At 41.5% G+C, this 14,294-nt stretch carries 12 protein-coding genes and 1 pseudogene; 5 read left to right on the plus strand and 8 right to left on the minus strand.

Going from position 1 to position 14,294, the window contains the following annotated elements; genetic code table 11:
• Positions 1-29 precede the first annotated feature (29 nt).
• On the plus strand, positions 30-611 hold the full coding sequence (locus tag QUD05_RS03565; protein WP_289794898.1) for a Uma2 family endonuclease: 582 nt from the start codon (positions 30-32) through the stop codon (positions 609-611).
• 12 nt (positions 612-623) lie between these two features.
• On the opposite strand, the gene QUD05_RS03570 is transcribed toward QUD05_RS03565, so the two are convergent.
• Entirely contained in the window at positions 624-1,016 is a 393-nt protein-coding gene (locus QUD05_RS03570; protein ID WP_289799871.1) for a type II toxin-antitoxin system VapC family toxin, read from the minus strand.
• Positions 1,017-1,265, minus strand: coding sequence for a DUF2281 domain-containing protein (locus tag QUD05_RS03575; RefSeq protein WP_289794899.1), 249 nt, complete (start codon positions 1,263-1,265; stop codon positions 1,017-1,019).
• A gap of 170 nt (positions 1,266-1,435) precedes the next feature.
• On the opposite strand from QUD05_RS03575, the gene QUD05_RS03580 reads away from it, so the two are divergent.
• Positions 1,436-2,032, plus strand: a complete 597-nt coding sequence (locus QUD05_RS03580) for a hypothetical protein (protein ID WP_289794900.1) — start codon at positions 1,436-1,438, stop codon at positions 2,030-2,032.
• Here the strand turns inward: QUD05_RS03580 and QUD05_RS03585 are convergent.
• Positions 2,027-2,656 carry a tetratricopeptide repeat protein gene (locus tag QUD05_RS03585; protein WP_289794901.1) on the minus strand — a complete coding sequence of 210 codons (630 nt, stop codon included), beginning with the start codon at positions 2,654-2,656 and terminating at the stop codon, positions 2,027-2,029. The genes QUD05_RS03580 and QUD05_RS03585 overlap by 6 nt on opposite strands.
• Positions 2,657-2,907: 251 nt before the next feature.
• On the opposite strand from QUD05_RS03585, the gene QUD05_RS03590 reads away from it, so the two are divergent.
• Both QUD05_RS03590 and QUD05_RS03595 read left to right on the plus strand, forming a co-directional pair.
• Positions 2,908-3,627: a rhomboid family intramembrane serine protease gene (locus tag QUD05_RS03590; protein WP_289794902.1), complete on the plus strand. Its 720-nt coding sequence runs from the start codon at positions 2,908-2,910 to the stop codon at positions 3,625-3,627.
• A 126-nt stretch (positions 3,628-3,753) separates the two neighbouring features.
• Positions 3,754-4,425 carry a rhomboid family intramembrane serine protease gene (locus tag QUD05_RS03595; protein WP_289799872.1) on the plus strand — a complete coding sequence of 224 codons (672 nt, stop codon included), beginning with the start codon at positions 3,754-3,756 and terminating at the stop codon, positions 4,423-4,425.
• A 138-nt stretch (positions 4,426-4,563) separates the two neighbouring features.
• On the opposite strand, the gene QUD05_RS03600 is transcribed toward QUD05_RS03595, so the two are convergent.
• From QUD05_RS03600 to QUD05_RS03620, 5 genes are all read right to left on the minus strand, one after another.
• Positions 4,564-6,738 carry a GumC family protein gene (locus QUD05_RS03600; protein ID WP_289794903.1) on the minus strand — a complete coding sequence of 725 codons (2,175 nt, stop codon included), beginning with the start codon at positions 6,736-6,738 and terminating at the stop codon, positions 4,564-4,566.
• A gap of 252 nt (positions 6,739-6,990) precedes the next feature.
• Positions 6,991-8,349, minus strand: coding sequence for a polysaccharide biosynthesis/export family protein (locus QUD05_RS03605; protein ID WP_289794904.1), 1,359 nt, complete (start codon positions 8,347-8,349; stop codon positions 6,991-6,993).
• Positions 8,350-8,582: 233 nt separating this feature from the next.
• Positions 8,583-9,305 carry a cyanoexosortase B system-associated protein gene (locus QUD05_RS03610; protein WP_289794905.1) on the minus strand — a complete coding sequence of 241 codons (723 nt, stop codon included), beginning with the start codon at positions 9,303-9,305 and terminating at the stop codon, positions 8,583-8,585.
• Between the two features lie 198 nt (positions 9,306-9,503).
• Entirely contained in the window at positions 9,504-10,397 is an 894-nt protein-coding gene (gene crtB, locus QUD05_RS03615; RefSeq protein WP_289794906.1) for a cyanoexosortase B, read from the minus strand.
• Positions 10,398-10,672: 275 nt separating this feature from the next.
• Positions 10,673-11,866 (minus strand): DegT/DnrJ/EryC1/StrS family aminotransferase, encoded by a 1,194-nt coding sequence (locus QUD05_RS03620; RefSeq protein ID WP_289794907.1) that lies wholly within the window; start codon positions 11,864-11,866, stop codon positions 10,673-10,675.
• 716 nt (positions 11,867-12,582) lie between these two features.
• On the opposite strand from QUD05_RS03620, the pseudogene QUD05_RS03625 reads away from it, so the two are divergent.
• Positions 12,583-14,134: pseudogene (locus tag QUD05_RS03625) on the plus strand (GAF domain-containing sensor histidine kinase).
• Positions 14,135-14,294 lie beyond the last annotated feature (160 nt).

The raw sequence follows: 14,294 nt of genomic DNA on the forward strand, positions 1-14,294 counted from the left end.
ATTAAGTGAATCATTAAGAGATCGCGCCGATGGTTGCTTTACCCGATCGCATTTTGATGAGTGCAGAGGAATATCTGGTTTGGGAATCCACCCAAGAGGAACGTTACGAGTATTGGGATGGCGAAGTTGTGATGATGAGCGGTGCTACACGCAACCATAATCGGGTTTCTGGAAATTTCTTTAAGCTCTTAGATGATGCCTTAGCCAATCGCACCTGTGAAGTGTACATTGTAGATGTGAAGGTGCAAGTAGAACCGGGGCAAAAGTATTTTTATCCAGATGTAGTGGTGACTTGCGATGAGCGAGACACTGATCCACAATTAGTACAATTTCCCTGTTTAATTATCGAAGTTCTATCACCTTCAACTGAAGCAGCCGATAGGGGGAAAAAGTTTGCTAAATATCGCCAATCTCCAACCTTGCAAGAATATGTCTTAGTACAAGTAGCTCAACCAGTTGTAGAAGTGTTTCGGCGCAACGAACAGGGAAAATGGGTGCTGTCGGAGTATAATTTGGATGAGAGATTGCGACTGGAATCTGTAGATGTGGAAATTGCGATCGCTGATTTGTATCGACAAGTGCAGTTTGAAACTGAAGCCACCGAAAATTGACATCAGAGATAGTTAATACCAGTTAACAATCGCAAGTCCCGCAACTCTAGAAAATTCATTGACATTGTGAGTTACAAGAGTCGCTTGAAGTGCTATAGCTATTCCTGCAATCAAAATATCCATCGGGACAATTGGAGTTCCTTGCTTGTCTAACTGGGTGCGAATTTTAGCAGCAGCAAGAGCAGCATTGTAATCGAAGGGAACCAGGTTTACTCGGCTTAAAAGTTGCTGAAGTTGCTGGGTACGTTTTGCTGGCGAGGTGGATTTTTCAATACCGACTTGTAACTCAAAAACAACGATTGTCGGAATACTAATTTCTTCAGCAGAGATACTGACAAAGTTATGAGCAACTTGTCCTTGACCCTTGAAGTAGTAAATTAGGGTGTTGGTATCTAAAACGTATATCTAAAGACTTTCCCGTATGATGTCTTGTCCCATTTCAGCCCGAATATCTTCCAGGCTTGGAAAGTCTTCTTTCCAAGTTCCACTAAGGGAATAAACAAGTTCTGCCCAAGAAACTGAGTCTGCTATGTCGATGGGTTGGTTATCATTTAGGTTCTTATTACGAATAAATTCAGCAAAACTCAAGACCTCCCTAGCTTGCTCTTGGGGAAGGAATTTAACGAGTGCGTAAATCTGTTCAGCGATGTTCATAATAGGATTCCAGATAAAGGTTATAAGAATCTTGGCAATCTGACCTTCCGACTGTTTTTGAATTTGATGCTATCTCCCCAAATAAGTCGCATACAATGGTGAAAATTCTGAAGAAATTGTAAATAATTACACTTCCTGAAAGGCTAATTTTGGATTAAACCAGTTGTCTTATGCAAAGTATTCCATATCAATACCGACTGCTGATTTTGTTTTTGCTGATGGGTTTGGTTGTAGCTGTAGACTACTGGCGTAATCCAACAAAACCGACAAAACTTCGGGAATATTCGTTTTTGATCGTGTCCGGTTTAATCGGTGCTGGGTTTGGTATCGTTAACGATCAGATTACCTGTACTCTCTCACCCCCTTACTTTTATTACTTCAAAAATGTTCCTTATGGTTCTAGTTTTCGCTGGGAAGTCAGCGAGGTTGGATTTCAGGCAGGGTTTTTTGCTGGTTTTTTAAGCTACGGCATATTTCTCTTGGTTAATCAGAGACGAAAGTTACCTTTGTCTTATCGTCAATTACTAAAAATGGCACGGTATCCAATTATTTGGGGAATTGTAGTTGCTCAAATCACAGGATTCATATTTTATTATTTTCAATTTCCCTTCTTTGCCGAGCAGATTACGCCAGTTGTTCAGCCAGCAGAAGTTTCCAGGTTTATGTTGGTTTGGGGAATCCATATTGGACTTTACATCGGTGCAGTGTTAGGAATTGTGCATGGGATAGCAAAGATTCGTCGAAGAGGGCCATATCTGTCGCTATAAGCACTCTATCCACTCTCGTAATTTTTTATGTACCTGCGCTAAATACCACATATAATCATCAATTTTGTAATTATCAGCAGCTTTAACTATATACTCCTGAGCCAAATCAAGATTATTGTGGGCTTCGTAATATAATCCCAAGTAAAGATGACTGTAAAAATTTCCCTTTATCCCTTCTGATTGACCAATAGTTAAAACATCGTCTGGTGTACAATTACCCGCATATAAATCATATACGCGCTGCATAATACGTCGAGGATCATTTTTCACAGTTAGTAAAGAATTACGTGCCTCTTCAACACCTAAAGAACGAGCTATGCAGAGATATCGCCAAACTGTTTCTTCTACATCTTGAGCATTCACTGTCAAATCTATTTCAAATTGTTCAGCGCCCTCAGCAAATCTTTCTGCATAATAATACGATAATCCCCGTTGCCAAAGGTACGGTTTGATACGGTTATCCAATTGCTCTGCCATATCAAAATCTTGAATAGATTCATCAATCTTGGCTAGTTGAAAGTTAACCATGCCTCGGCGAATGTAAGCATTGGGATTTTTCGGCTGATTGCGAATGGTTTCGTTCCAGCGCTGGAGTTGATTTTCCAGAGAATTTGAAAAAAACATGAGTAACCAAGCCTATATGAGAATTAACTAGCAGATATCATCCTATGGAACATCTTAGATGAACAAAATAACACTATAGTCAAGCTCCTTTCTTCTCTAACTGGAAAATTATGGCATGATGCTTACTGCTTAAAGGTAAGTCTTACAATAAATCTCAAATATGAAACTGAGATCCATCCACGAGGTAGAAGAAACTACTTACAAAATTCCGTATTGTAGAATTGCTGTCTTAAAATCAGGAAAAAACGCTCGTGGTTCCCATTAGAGATAATAATCCGACAAAAATCACGCCTTATGTAACTTATGGACTGATTGCTGCCAATGTCCTCGCTTTTCTTTATGAAGCAAGTCTTCCCCCACAAGCATTAAATGGATTTTTACACCTTGCGGCTGTAGTTCCACGAGAACTCACCTTAAGCTTTGGTGGTATCTCCTTACATCAACCAGTTCCAGAATGGGCAACTTTGATTACTTCCCAATTTCTGCATGGGGGATTGTTGCACTTAGGCGGCAATATGTTGTTTCTCTGGATTTTTGGCAACAATGTTGAAGATAAGTTAGGTCATGCCAAATATTTACTGTTTTATTTATCTTGCGGTGTTTTGGCATCTTTGACCCAGTGGTTCTTCGCTCAAGATTCTAGCATTCCTTCTTTGGGTGCGAGTGGTGCGATCGCAGGTGTTATGGGTGCATACATTCTCCGTTTTCCCAACGCCGAAGTTCTTGGCGTCGTACCTTTAGGCTTTTTCTTCCCAACTTTCCGTGTCCCCGCATATTTCTTTTTAGGATTCTGGTTTCTCGAACAAGCTTTCTACGGACTTACCAGCTTGGAAGCACGTACCAACATCGGTATGGAAAGCGGTGGTATTGCCTACTGGACCCATGCTGGTGGGTTTATCTTCGGGGCAATTCTCGGCCCACTGTTGGGTTTATTTAGCGATAAATCCCAGGAAGAATCTTGGTATAAGTAATTTTTCATAGTATCTTTGTTACCCTCAATTATACTGATTAATTTAATAGGTGAAATTGTTTAACCTTCGCAACTGCTAGCCTGACAAGCTATATTGCAGTTAGTCAATAATTTAGGAAAAACACCTGTGTTTCCCCTCTACGATGAAAATCCGACGCGAATCACCCCGTATTTCACCTATGGGTTAATTGGCATGAATGTTTTAGTTTTTATTCACGAGGTGAGCCTGTCACGTGCACAATTGAGTCAGTTTTTCAGTGAGTATGCAGTAGTGCCTCAACAGTTAACCACCAATTTAAATGGAGAGTGGATAACGTTATTTACGTCGCAATTTTTACATGGTGGTTGGTGGCACTTAATCTCAAATATGGTGTTTCTCTGGGTTTTTGGCAACAATATTGAAGATAGATTGGGTCATGCCAAATATCTGATTTTTTATCTGGCGTGTGGTGCTTTAGCTGCCTTGTGCCAATGGTTTATTGGGATGAATTCTGAGATTCCTTCCTTGGGGGCAAGTGGTGCAATTTCTGGGATTTTGGGCGCGTACATTATCCGCTTTCCCCACGCTCAAGTCATGACTTTAATATTTTTGGGGTTTTTCATCACCACAATCAGAGTTCCAGCACTAGTCATCATTGGGATTTTTGTCGTGCAAAATGTGATATCCGGTCTTGCTACCCTTCAAACAGCCGCTAATATGGCCGTGCAAACTGGTGGAGTTGCATATTGGGCGCACATCGGTGGTTTTGTATTTGGGGTAATTCTTGCTCCCTTATTTGGCTTGTTTCGACGCGACTAAATATAGCATTTCCTGAAACTCTGAGCAAAAAAATTGCTACCTTTCAATTCTCTGCGAGACGATTCTTTTTCAGAGACGCTAAAGCGAACGCCAACGCAAATCCGATAGTCTGCGTTAAAATTTACACATTTGAAACTATTAGTTTTTGTTGGCACTCGCTGAAACTTCTTCTGACTGTTCTACCTCAGATATAAATGTTGATGATTTTGCAACTTCTTCACGTGCAGAAACGATGATATCAGCACCATTAATAATTGCTCCCAATAACCCCAGTTCAGATTCAACCAATTGATCGATAGCTTCACCTAGCATATTCTCTTGCGTATAGTTTGGTCGCGCCACTAGTACGATCCCATCGCTGTAGGGTTGAATTAACAAAGGGTCATTGGATATGCTGAGGGGACTAGTATCTAAAATGACTAAATCAAAACGTTCGCGGACATCTTCTATCAGCCGCCGCATTTCGCTGGATTCAAGAATAGCAGCGGATTGCCTTACTGGTCCAGGGCTGGGAAGAATGTATAAATTTTCAATATCAGGAACTAAACGAATACATTCACTCAAATTAGCGTAATAACGTAGGGGTTCAATAGTGGCTTCCGGGTCAGGGATTACTTTTAACGATGTACAACGGGAAGGCGATCGCAAATCTGTTTCGATAATTAAGGTTCTTTTACCGGCACGGGCGGAAGCAACACCCAAATTATAAGCACTTGCTGTTTTACCCTCTAGGCTACTGGTGCTAGTAATCAATACTACCTTTAAGTTTTTACCACCAATCCGGCGCATATTACTACGGAATTTCTCATAAAATTCTAAATAAGGAGAATCTTGGGAAAATACTACTGGTACAGCATCTGGCTCCAAATCATCAACTGGCATTAAAGGCAATTCTCCCAACAGTGCCACTTCTCGTTGCTTGAGGCTCTCGCGAATATCCTCTCTGGTTTTGAAAGTCCCTTCCAGCGCTCCCAACAAAAATATCACCCCGCCACCAATCAATACACCTAAGAAACCACCTACAGCAAGGGTAATAGGCACACTCTTCGGAGGTTTGGGATCGACAGTGACTGCGGGGCGTCTGGCAATACTGAGGCTGCTAGTAGTTTCTGCCTCTGCGGTTTTCGCATCGGTTAGCTTCACCTGCATTTGGTCATAGATGGCTTTTTTGAGTCCAACCTCCTGTTCTAAACGCGATCGCTCTAATTGCTTATTGGGTATCAAAGCATACTCTCGCCGGAGTCGCGCTTCTAGTTGGATTTCTTGAGCTAGTTGTTGTTGCAGCGTCTCCCGTTGGGTTTGTAAAGACACCATTTGGTTTGCCAATTGCTGGCGTGTTGGATCTAAACTGCTTTGAGTGCGAATACCTGCAACGCTACCCTGAAGCGGAGCCGCCGTCCCACCACCACCTAAAACTTCAGCAGCACGTTGTTGTAGTAATTCCTCAGCAGCTTGTTTCTGACGCATTAACTGCACCATCGTTGGATGTTCCGGCCGCAAATCTTTTCTGAGTACAGCGATTTGCGATTCACTTTGATAAATTTGCGCTCGTAAGTTCCCAATAATTGGATCGGCACTCAAAGCAGAAGAAACATAAGCTTGTCCGACTGTTAAGCCTAACTTATTTTGTAAACTGCGAGCTTGACCATCAACCCCTGAAATAGTTAATTGAATTTGCCGTTGGAGATTTTGGCTGGCAGTAATGGCGCTTAACAAGCTGCCATTCTCTGCTGCTAAGATTGCTGTTCGCTCTACGCGATCGTACTGTTCTAACTTCTTTTCAGCAATTTGCAATTCCCGTTTAGCTTGTGGTGTGCGATCGTTAATCTTTTGAATAATTGCTTGTAATCGCCCAGTATTGATGTCACTACTCAACTTGATCATTGCTTGCATCAATTCCGTCAATACCTGTATGCCTCGTTTGGCGTCACTATCTACATATTTAAGTTCAAAGGTAGAAGATTCTAATTCTCCACTCTTAGCATTTTTTTTAGGTAGAGCAAGAGCAAGACTTGCACCGAGTTGTTTCGGTTTGACACCGACTTTCTCCGCCACACTTGCAATTATCTGGTTTGATAGTAAAACTTCCTCATTTAGTTCCTTCCCTTGCTGTTGGATTTCATTACCAGTTGCAGAGAAAGAAACTGGTGGTCCACTATAAGTAAGTGCCCCAGATGCTATATAGCTAGTAGGTGGCTCTGGTTGCATAGCTACCACAGTTGATCCGGCAACAACTAAACCAAAACTAGCTAGTCCAATCCACTTATATTTATCAAAAGCAATAAGATAGCGTTTAACAATTGGTGGGGTCATGGTCGCTTCGCTCCAATTCAAAATTTAAATATGACGCTCGCAGACTCGCTAACGCTGCGCTAACAAAATTCAAAATTTAGGAAGCACCAAACTAAAAGATAGTGGCTTTGATACAAGGATGCTATCAACTTCCTACTGTATATATCGGTTGATATCTTTAAGATTTTTCCATTAATAAATTAAAATATCAGTTAGAGATGTGGCTTCCTATACTCCAAACTATTTCTAGGTTTTATCTTTCTTTTAATGTTACTAATTCGAGCCACCACCGATATTGTCAAAAAACCGGAGAAAGGATTGAACATTGAAGAAAGGTTGGGTAATGGTGGTCAAGAAATTAGTAATTCTACCAATGAGGTTCCGACCAACAACAATAACATCATTATCTTGAAGTGCTACATTTTGCGACGCATCACCGCCTAGAGCTTTTTTAGCATCAAGTTTTTGGGTAACAGCTTTGCCTCGTTCCGAATCAAAGCGAACCAGAGCGATATCTCTCAGATTAGCAGTGTCTAGATTTACACCTCCCAAAGCATCTACAAATGTACTACCGTTAGGCAGTGCTTGAATGGAAAGACCACCAGCAGCGTAGTTTAAAACTCGGACTCTAATCTGTGGTGTGGCCAAGGATGAACGTGCTACCAAATTGCGGTCATAACCATCCTCATTACCAACTTCACGACGGGGTACGAGTATTGCATCTCCGTCTTGTAAGCGTAAATTCGGGATTGAACCGCCATTTTGCAATGCTGCGTATAAGTCAATAGTTTGTGAAATCACAGAACCATCGATTAACTTTCGCCGTACTTGCACCTGTCGCAGGTCTGCATTCAACGTTGAACCACCAGATGTTAGCAAAGCATCAGCAACGCGGGGTGTTGGTGAATTAATTGGATAAATTCCTGGTCGAAATATTTCTCCGCTAATGGTAACTTGAACTGGTCGCGTTCCTGCCAAAGATACTACCACGATTGGATCTGGGAAAAAGCGACTCAAGCCCAAACGAATTTTTTCTTGAGCTTCTTCCAAGGTTAAACCTTTTAATGACACCGTTCCCACTTGTGGCACGATGATGTTGCCTTCTGGACTAATTACAGCTTGAAAACTGAGGTCTTGACGCTGCGTTACTAAGGCTAAAACTATTATTGGATCGACTACATAACGATTTAAACCCAAGCGAATTTTTTCTTGAGCTTCTTCCAAAGTTAAACCTTGTAAAGAAATTGTTCCCAATAACGGCACCGCAATATTACCTTCTGGGTTGATTAAAGCTTGAAAGCTCAAATCTGGAAAGCGCTGAACCGAAACGCTAATTCCATCTCCTATGCCTAAACGGTATGGCCCAGGAGGACGCTGAAGCACAACACCAATTGCATCTCCTGGCCCCAAAAGGTAGCGGCTCAGTTGCGGGGAAATTTCTTCATTTGCGCCTAGAGGTGCAACTTCATTAACTGGCACAGGTGAGGGGAATTTCCCTGGTGATTGTCCTTGAGATGGAAAAGGCTGGGCAACAACAAGTTGGATAGGTGTTGTTAAGAAAACTCCTACTTGAAGACTGACAAAACACAGGGCGCTGAATCCACGCATATAATAACTGGCATCTATGAACATCGGTGTAGAAAATATTGATATAGAAATTAGTCGCGCCGAGTGGTTATTTTACTCTAAAAATGCCTTCAATGTCTCTTTTATCTAGAAGTATTTACCAAGAGAAAAAAAATAATTTTGCTCAATTTAATTTCTAACTTCATGTTGTTAACATCATTTTAGGTGAGTTTCAGTCTGAACACAATTTATAGACATACTCTTGATAAATCTCTGCACAAGGGCATCTATAACAGACTCTACAAAGGGCCTGCCATTAATGCAGCTTGCACTGTTTCCCCAATAGACTGGGCTAAAGACCAAGATGTTTCTACCTGCCCCAAAGGTTCCATTGGAATCAGAATGCTCACGCCAACCCAAGGAGTGCGTTGCTTGCGCCACTGTGCCAGTTGATCTGCCAAAAACCAGTGAAAAGGTGATGGATTTCCGCCGTCTGGCATCGCATACCATTGCAAAACAGCGAAGGTTTGCTGTGGTGTGGAGGCGCGAAAAAACCTAGCTTCTACTTTAGTTTCGACATTAGAAGCTAACTTTGCAGATGGTTTCACAGTAAATTCCGCAGAACGAGATTGAGCTATATCCCACTTTCCCCAGCGTGACCTTCCCCAGCCGTTAACGTCTGTCCACTCTACCTCTGGTTGATCCATAGGCCCATTTTGCGGCAACAAAAGCAGGATTGCTTGGGATTCGGAACCTTCTTTTTTAATTACCTGCAAAGACCAATTATGTTCGCCAATTTGCTGTTCTGCTTGTTCAATAGTTTGCCAACCAGGAAGGGTTAACCCAGTCTTGCGGATCTGTTTTAATTCGTGGAGGGTAGTAACAGCTGGCGGCTGTTTCCATTGCCAGTGTCCTGTCAGATATCCGGGAACCCCTGCCATTGCTAGCAGCAGTAGCAACAACAAAAGTGCTGCTACCTGAGTCAATTGGTTTTCCTTGAAAAATTTAGAGAAGGAAATCATCAGTAAAATTTGCAATACTTAGGCAGAATCTTACTTTATAAAATCACATTGTGAGTTCAGTAATATTTAGGACTTACGTATAAGTGATGAAAAATTAAGGGAGTGGAGAGTGAAAAATGGAGAACAGGGGAGAAGTTGCAGAAAATTTTCTCCTCTGCTCCTCTGCTCCTCTGCCCCTCTACCCAATGCCCAATGCCTCTAACTTTCTGCCTCTTGCTCAGTTTCTAGAGATGCTGAAAAATAGCTATTAATCCAATTCAGTAAGGGCACTAGTGACACCAGCATACAAGCAGAGTAAAGATCACCACCCCAACCATCATGCAGCCATTTAAAAGACGCTTCTTGACCCGTGCCGTGAAAGAAAGTAAGTAAAGTATTACGAATGATATTGGCAATAATACTAACGATCGCAGCAAGAGATAAAAACGATATAGTTGTCCGCCGTGAAGACAAAGCATCTGTCCAATAAAGCAGCATCAAGCCCACGTAGAGAGTTGTAAACAACATTTTCAGCCCTGCACAATAGGGAGCAACTTCTACAATCCGTCCTCCCACGTAAAGATTGATCTCATCTACGGTTACTTCCATCCCAAATTGATTCAGTATGAAACCTGCTGTGCCAGCGATGAAGCTTTGCAGAGGTAAGGTATAGGGAGCAATGAGATAGGGTAATGCTGTTGGGGTTGCTAAAAATACTAGTAGTAGAGGGAATCCTTGTAATCGCAAACCTGCTATTCCCTTAAACCACAAGCATAATCCGATTAATATCACGGGCAAGGAAAGGTTAACCCACTCTGTAACACCGCTAAGATAAAAAACTGCCCCTAATGGCAATAAAACAGCGCCTAAAGGATTGATGGTATCTGGCAAACGTCTCCACTTTTTCCGGTTCATCCAGCCCAGATAAGCCGCAAATGGTAGACCAATAATCCCGTGGCTGAAATATTCGTGTTCTGTACTGATATTTTTGTGCAGCCAACCATCCAACCAGTGTAACAATATTGGAGAATAAAGCAGCAGCAAAACGCCTAAAATAGCTAGATTTAACAAGCCTGATGCGTTTATATTTTTAACCTGTTGCTGGAGTGCCATGATTTTCAGTATTAGTCATTGGTCATTGGTTATTAGTCATTGCTTATTAGTCATTGGTCATTGGTCACTTGTACTGAGTTTCGACTGCGCGGTAATCGAGCGACTTGTGCCGAGCGAAGTCGAGGTAAGTCGAGATTCAACTACCGCGTAGTCGTTCGCGTAGACTCTCGTAGAGAAGTATTGGTCATTAGTTTTTAACAAAGGACAAAGGACAAATGACTATTGACAAAGGACAAATGTCTAATTTTTAGATGTACATTAAGTATGAATTAACTTCAGGCTACCACGCTGCCAAGGTCAGCAGGAGATAGATTATCTACCTGATAACTTGTTGAGACTGCATTGGCGATCGCTGCTACAACTTCTTTAACTTGGCTACTACTCAAACCAGGATACATCGGTAATGATAATATTTGCTTTGATAACTTTTCTGCTTGAGGAAAATCTCCCAATTGATAGCCTAAGTTGGTGAATGCTGGCTGGAGATGACAAGGAATTGGATAGTGAATACCAGTTTGAATCCCCGCCGCCGTGAGTTTTTCCTGGAGTTGCTGGCGTTCTATTGGGCAAGAATCATCTACTTTAATCACATAAAGATGATAAACGTGTCCTGTATTACTTTGATTTTCTATAGGGATAATTCCAGCAGTTGCCAAGGGTGCTAGCTCATTATCATACTGCTGGGCAATAGTTAGGCGATCGCGATTCCACTGCGGCAAATATGGGAGTTTTTTGTGCAAAATTGCTGCTTGCAAAGTATCCAAGCGGCTATTCGTACCTGATTCAGTATGAAAATACTTTTGCGATGCACCATAATTTCGCAAGCGCACCATCTTTTGGGCTACATCTACATCTCGTGTCAGCAGCATTCCCCCATCCCCAAATGCTCCCAAATTTTTGCTGGGATAGAAACTAAAAGCTGCTGCTATTCCTACTGAACCAGCGTAATATCCGTCTCTTTGGGCGAGATGTGCTTGGGCGGCATCTTCAAAAATTAGGAGTTTGTAGGTATCGGCAAAGTTCACTAAATCGCGAGGTGATACCATCTGACCATAGAGATGCACAGGGATAATCGCTTTAGTCTGAGGCGTAATTGCCTTTGCTGCTTCTCTTAAATCAATTAAAGCAGTTTGGCGATCGCAATCTACCAAAATTGGCTTGGCGCCAGCACGTAGCACCCCAATTAAGGTGGCGATAAAGGTATTTGCGGGTAAAATCACTTCATCGCCAGTACCAATATTACACGCTTGTAACCCCAGAGCGATCGCATCTGTTCCTGATGCCACACCAACTCCATAAGCCGTACCAGATACTGCCGCAAATGCTGCTTCAAAATCTGAAAGTGCTTGTCCTAAAATAAAATCTCCCAGTTCCAATACAGATTGGATTGCATCTTGCAATTGCGTTTGAATTGGTTCATGTTGTAACTTTAGGTCTACAAATGGAACTCTAATAGTCATTTTATTCATTACCAGTCGTCCTCAAAAAATTGTTTCCTTACATGGAAAAAATAGAACCTATTGTACAATTTTCGGCATGAAATTGTCATAGATTTAATCTATTGGATAAAGACTTAGATCAATTATTTAGTCGGTTATGGTTTTCAAAATCACGCCCTCTTAATTTGAGCGCCCGAAGTTGCCATGAGACTTCTCTCAAAATTCAAAAATTTCATAAACTGGGCTTTTCAATAATTTGGTAGTTTGCTAATCCGTAGAGATATGGTTGCCCTATTTAGGTCATCCTGCACTAGGATTATCATCTCTGGGTGCTAACTGTTCTCAGTAAAATGTCTATATTTAATTACACTAAGATCTATTTTTTTAAGTAAATTTACTTTGAATGTTACAGTCAAAATTTTCCCTTATATACATAAATAATCACAGCCCCTTTGTATTGTATCCTTAGCATTAGCTTACCCTGACGGAATTCAAATCTAACGCAGTCTGCTTGCAAAATCTCAAGCAATAAAGACTACATCAGTGCTAGATAAAGAACATTCAGCACCAGTAACTAGTAACTAGCAGACACCATATCTTGGCTTAATGCAAGGGAGAAAAAATTTTTGCCCTAAATTTGTTTGTCAGAGGCAAAATTAGGGAATGCTTAAAAATAGCAATTGATAACCTAGAAATAGGACTTGGATCAATTACACAATAGAGAAATTATTAAGGTAGCAGTGGCAATGATAGAGCCTGAAAACAAATTATTTGCCCTAAAGGATGGTTGGGATTCTCATGAATCAAGAGAACAGCAACGCCTCAAAGCTTTGTCCGATTTAGGTTTGCGGCAACCAGAAACGATTCCGGTTTTTGAAGAAGCCACACAGACTGCTGCCCACTTTTTGGAAGCACCAATTTCGATATTGGGATTTGTGGATCAAGAACGCCATTGGTTCAAATCGGCGATAGGCTTATCTAGACTAGGACTAATGAATCATTTAGCACAAAGCCGCCAACTACTACGCCGGGAATCATTTTGCACTCAGGTAGTAGATAACTTTCAAGTATTTGTAATTAATGATACGCATAAACTTACCGATCCTGTACTTGCTGGCAGCAAGTTAGTGCAAGATTATGGTATTCGTGCTTACTTAGGAGCGCCATTAATTGATGCTGAGGGACATTGTTTAGGTGCATTAGCGGTGATGGATTTAGTCCCGCGCAATTTTACAACGCGAGATATTGAGTTTTTACAAATCATTGCTCGTTGGAGCATGAGTGAATTTGAACGTAATAGACTCCTGCAAGGCAAACTCGAATCAAGCGCTGCCAAAAACGTTCCGATGTTTTCACTGAATGAGGAACGTAACACTGAGATTAAAATTACTGCATCCACAGATAGCGACTCTGTTTCTACTAAGCAACTGAAGCTAGAACTTTTGAGTCAGCTAACTCAGGAGTTACGCACGCCCTTAACATCTGTACTCGGTATGGCTAGTGTTTTAGGACGTGAGATTTATGGGCGCTTTGACGACTAAGCAGAGAGAATATTTAGAAATTATCCAACACAGTGGTCGGTATTTACTTTCCCTAGTAAACGAAATTACCGAACTAGGAGCGATGGATGAAAACTCAACTGTGCTAAATTTAGCTCCCGTGGATATTGAAATGCTATGCCAACAAGCTATCAATACCCTAGAAGAAGTAGCTAATCGCCGCGAGCAAGATATTCGCCTGTCTATAGAACCGGGACGCAATCGCATTTGGCCTTTAGATAAAGACAAGGTGCGGCAAATGCTTTATCATCTGGTTTTCAGTGTGATTCAACTTTCGGCTACAGGTAGCATTGTTCGCATTCATGTTTCTTACAAAGAAGATGCGCTTAACATTACTATTTGGGTTTCCCATCCCTGGTTAGGCGATGGCATAACAGAGGTCGATCCTTACTTCCGTCTCAATTCTTTGTCGCTGCTGGAGCTTACAGGTGAGGTCGCAACTTACAATACTCATACAGAAAGACAAGAACAACTAGATACTTTATCAGTAGCAGTGGAAAATTCCAAAAACTTGAGTGATTCCCACTCAAATTTCTTTGCTACTAGTTCAGGTATAAATTTAGCTAAATCACATGGAAGTCTTTCTCGTGAAAGCTTAGGTCTATTACTAAGCTGTCAACTGGCAGAATTACATGGTGGACATATTTTGATTCAAGGTTCACCAGAATCAGGATATCGTTATGTGCTTTCTTTGCCACTGCAACTAGCGACTTCCTCACAAGCAATTAGCGATGTCTAATCGTGGGGATTGCGTAAGGTGGGGCCCCCTCTGGGGATAAGGGGTAATTGGAGATTGGGAAAGACGTATTTTCTATCTAGATTTGATTAATTCTCTGTGTGCTTCTGCGCTTACCTATGCTTTTAAATTTCAACCCTCAATTCGCCACCATTTTACATTA

The organism is Nostoc sp. GT001 (assembly GCF_030382115.1).
GTDB lineage: Bacteria > Cyanobacteriota > Cyanobacteriia > Cyanobacteriales > Nostocaceae > Nostoc.

Bases quoted from the DNA above. Each gene is read 5' to 3' on its own strand.
- QUD05_RS03565 (WP_289794898.1), top strand. From the start codon at position 30: ATGGTTGCTTTACCCGATCGCATTTTGATGAGTGCAGAGGAATATCTG.
- QUD05_RS03575 (WP_289794899.1), bottom strand. From the start codon at position 1,265: ATGAACATCGCTGAACAGATTTACGCACTCGTTAAATTCCTTCCCCAA.
- QUD05_RS03580 (WP_289794900.1), top strand. From the start codon at position 1,436: ATGCAAAGTATTCCATATCAATACCGACTGCTGATTTTGTTTTTGCTG.
- QUD05_RS03585 (WP_289794901.1), bottom strand. From the start codon at position 2,656: ATGTTTTTTTCAAATTCTCTGGAAAATCAACTCCAGCGCTGGAACGAA.
- QUD05_RS03600 (WP_289794903.1), bottom strand. From the start codon at position 6,738: ATGACCCCACCAATTGTTAAACGCTATCTTATTGCTTTTGATAAATAT.
- QUD05_RS03605 (WP_289794904.1), bottom strand. From the start codon at position 8,349: ATGTTCATAGATGCCAGTTATTATATGCGTGGATTCAGCGCCCTGTGT.
- QUD05_RS03610 (WP_289794905.1), bottom strand. From the start codon at position 9,305: ATGATTTCCTTCTCTAAATTTTTCAAGGAAAACCAATTGACTCAGGTA.
- crtB (WP_289794906.1), bottom strand. From the start codon at position 10,397: ATGGCACTCCAGCAACAGGTTAAAAATATAAACGCATCAGGCTTGTTA.
- QUD05_RS03620 (WP_289794907.1), bottom strand. From the start codon at position 11,866: ATGAATAAAATGACTATTAGAGTTCCATTTGTAGACCTAAAGTTACAA.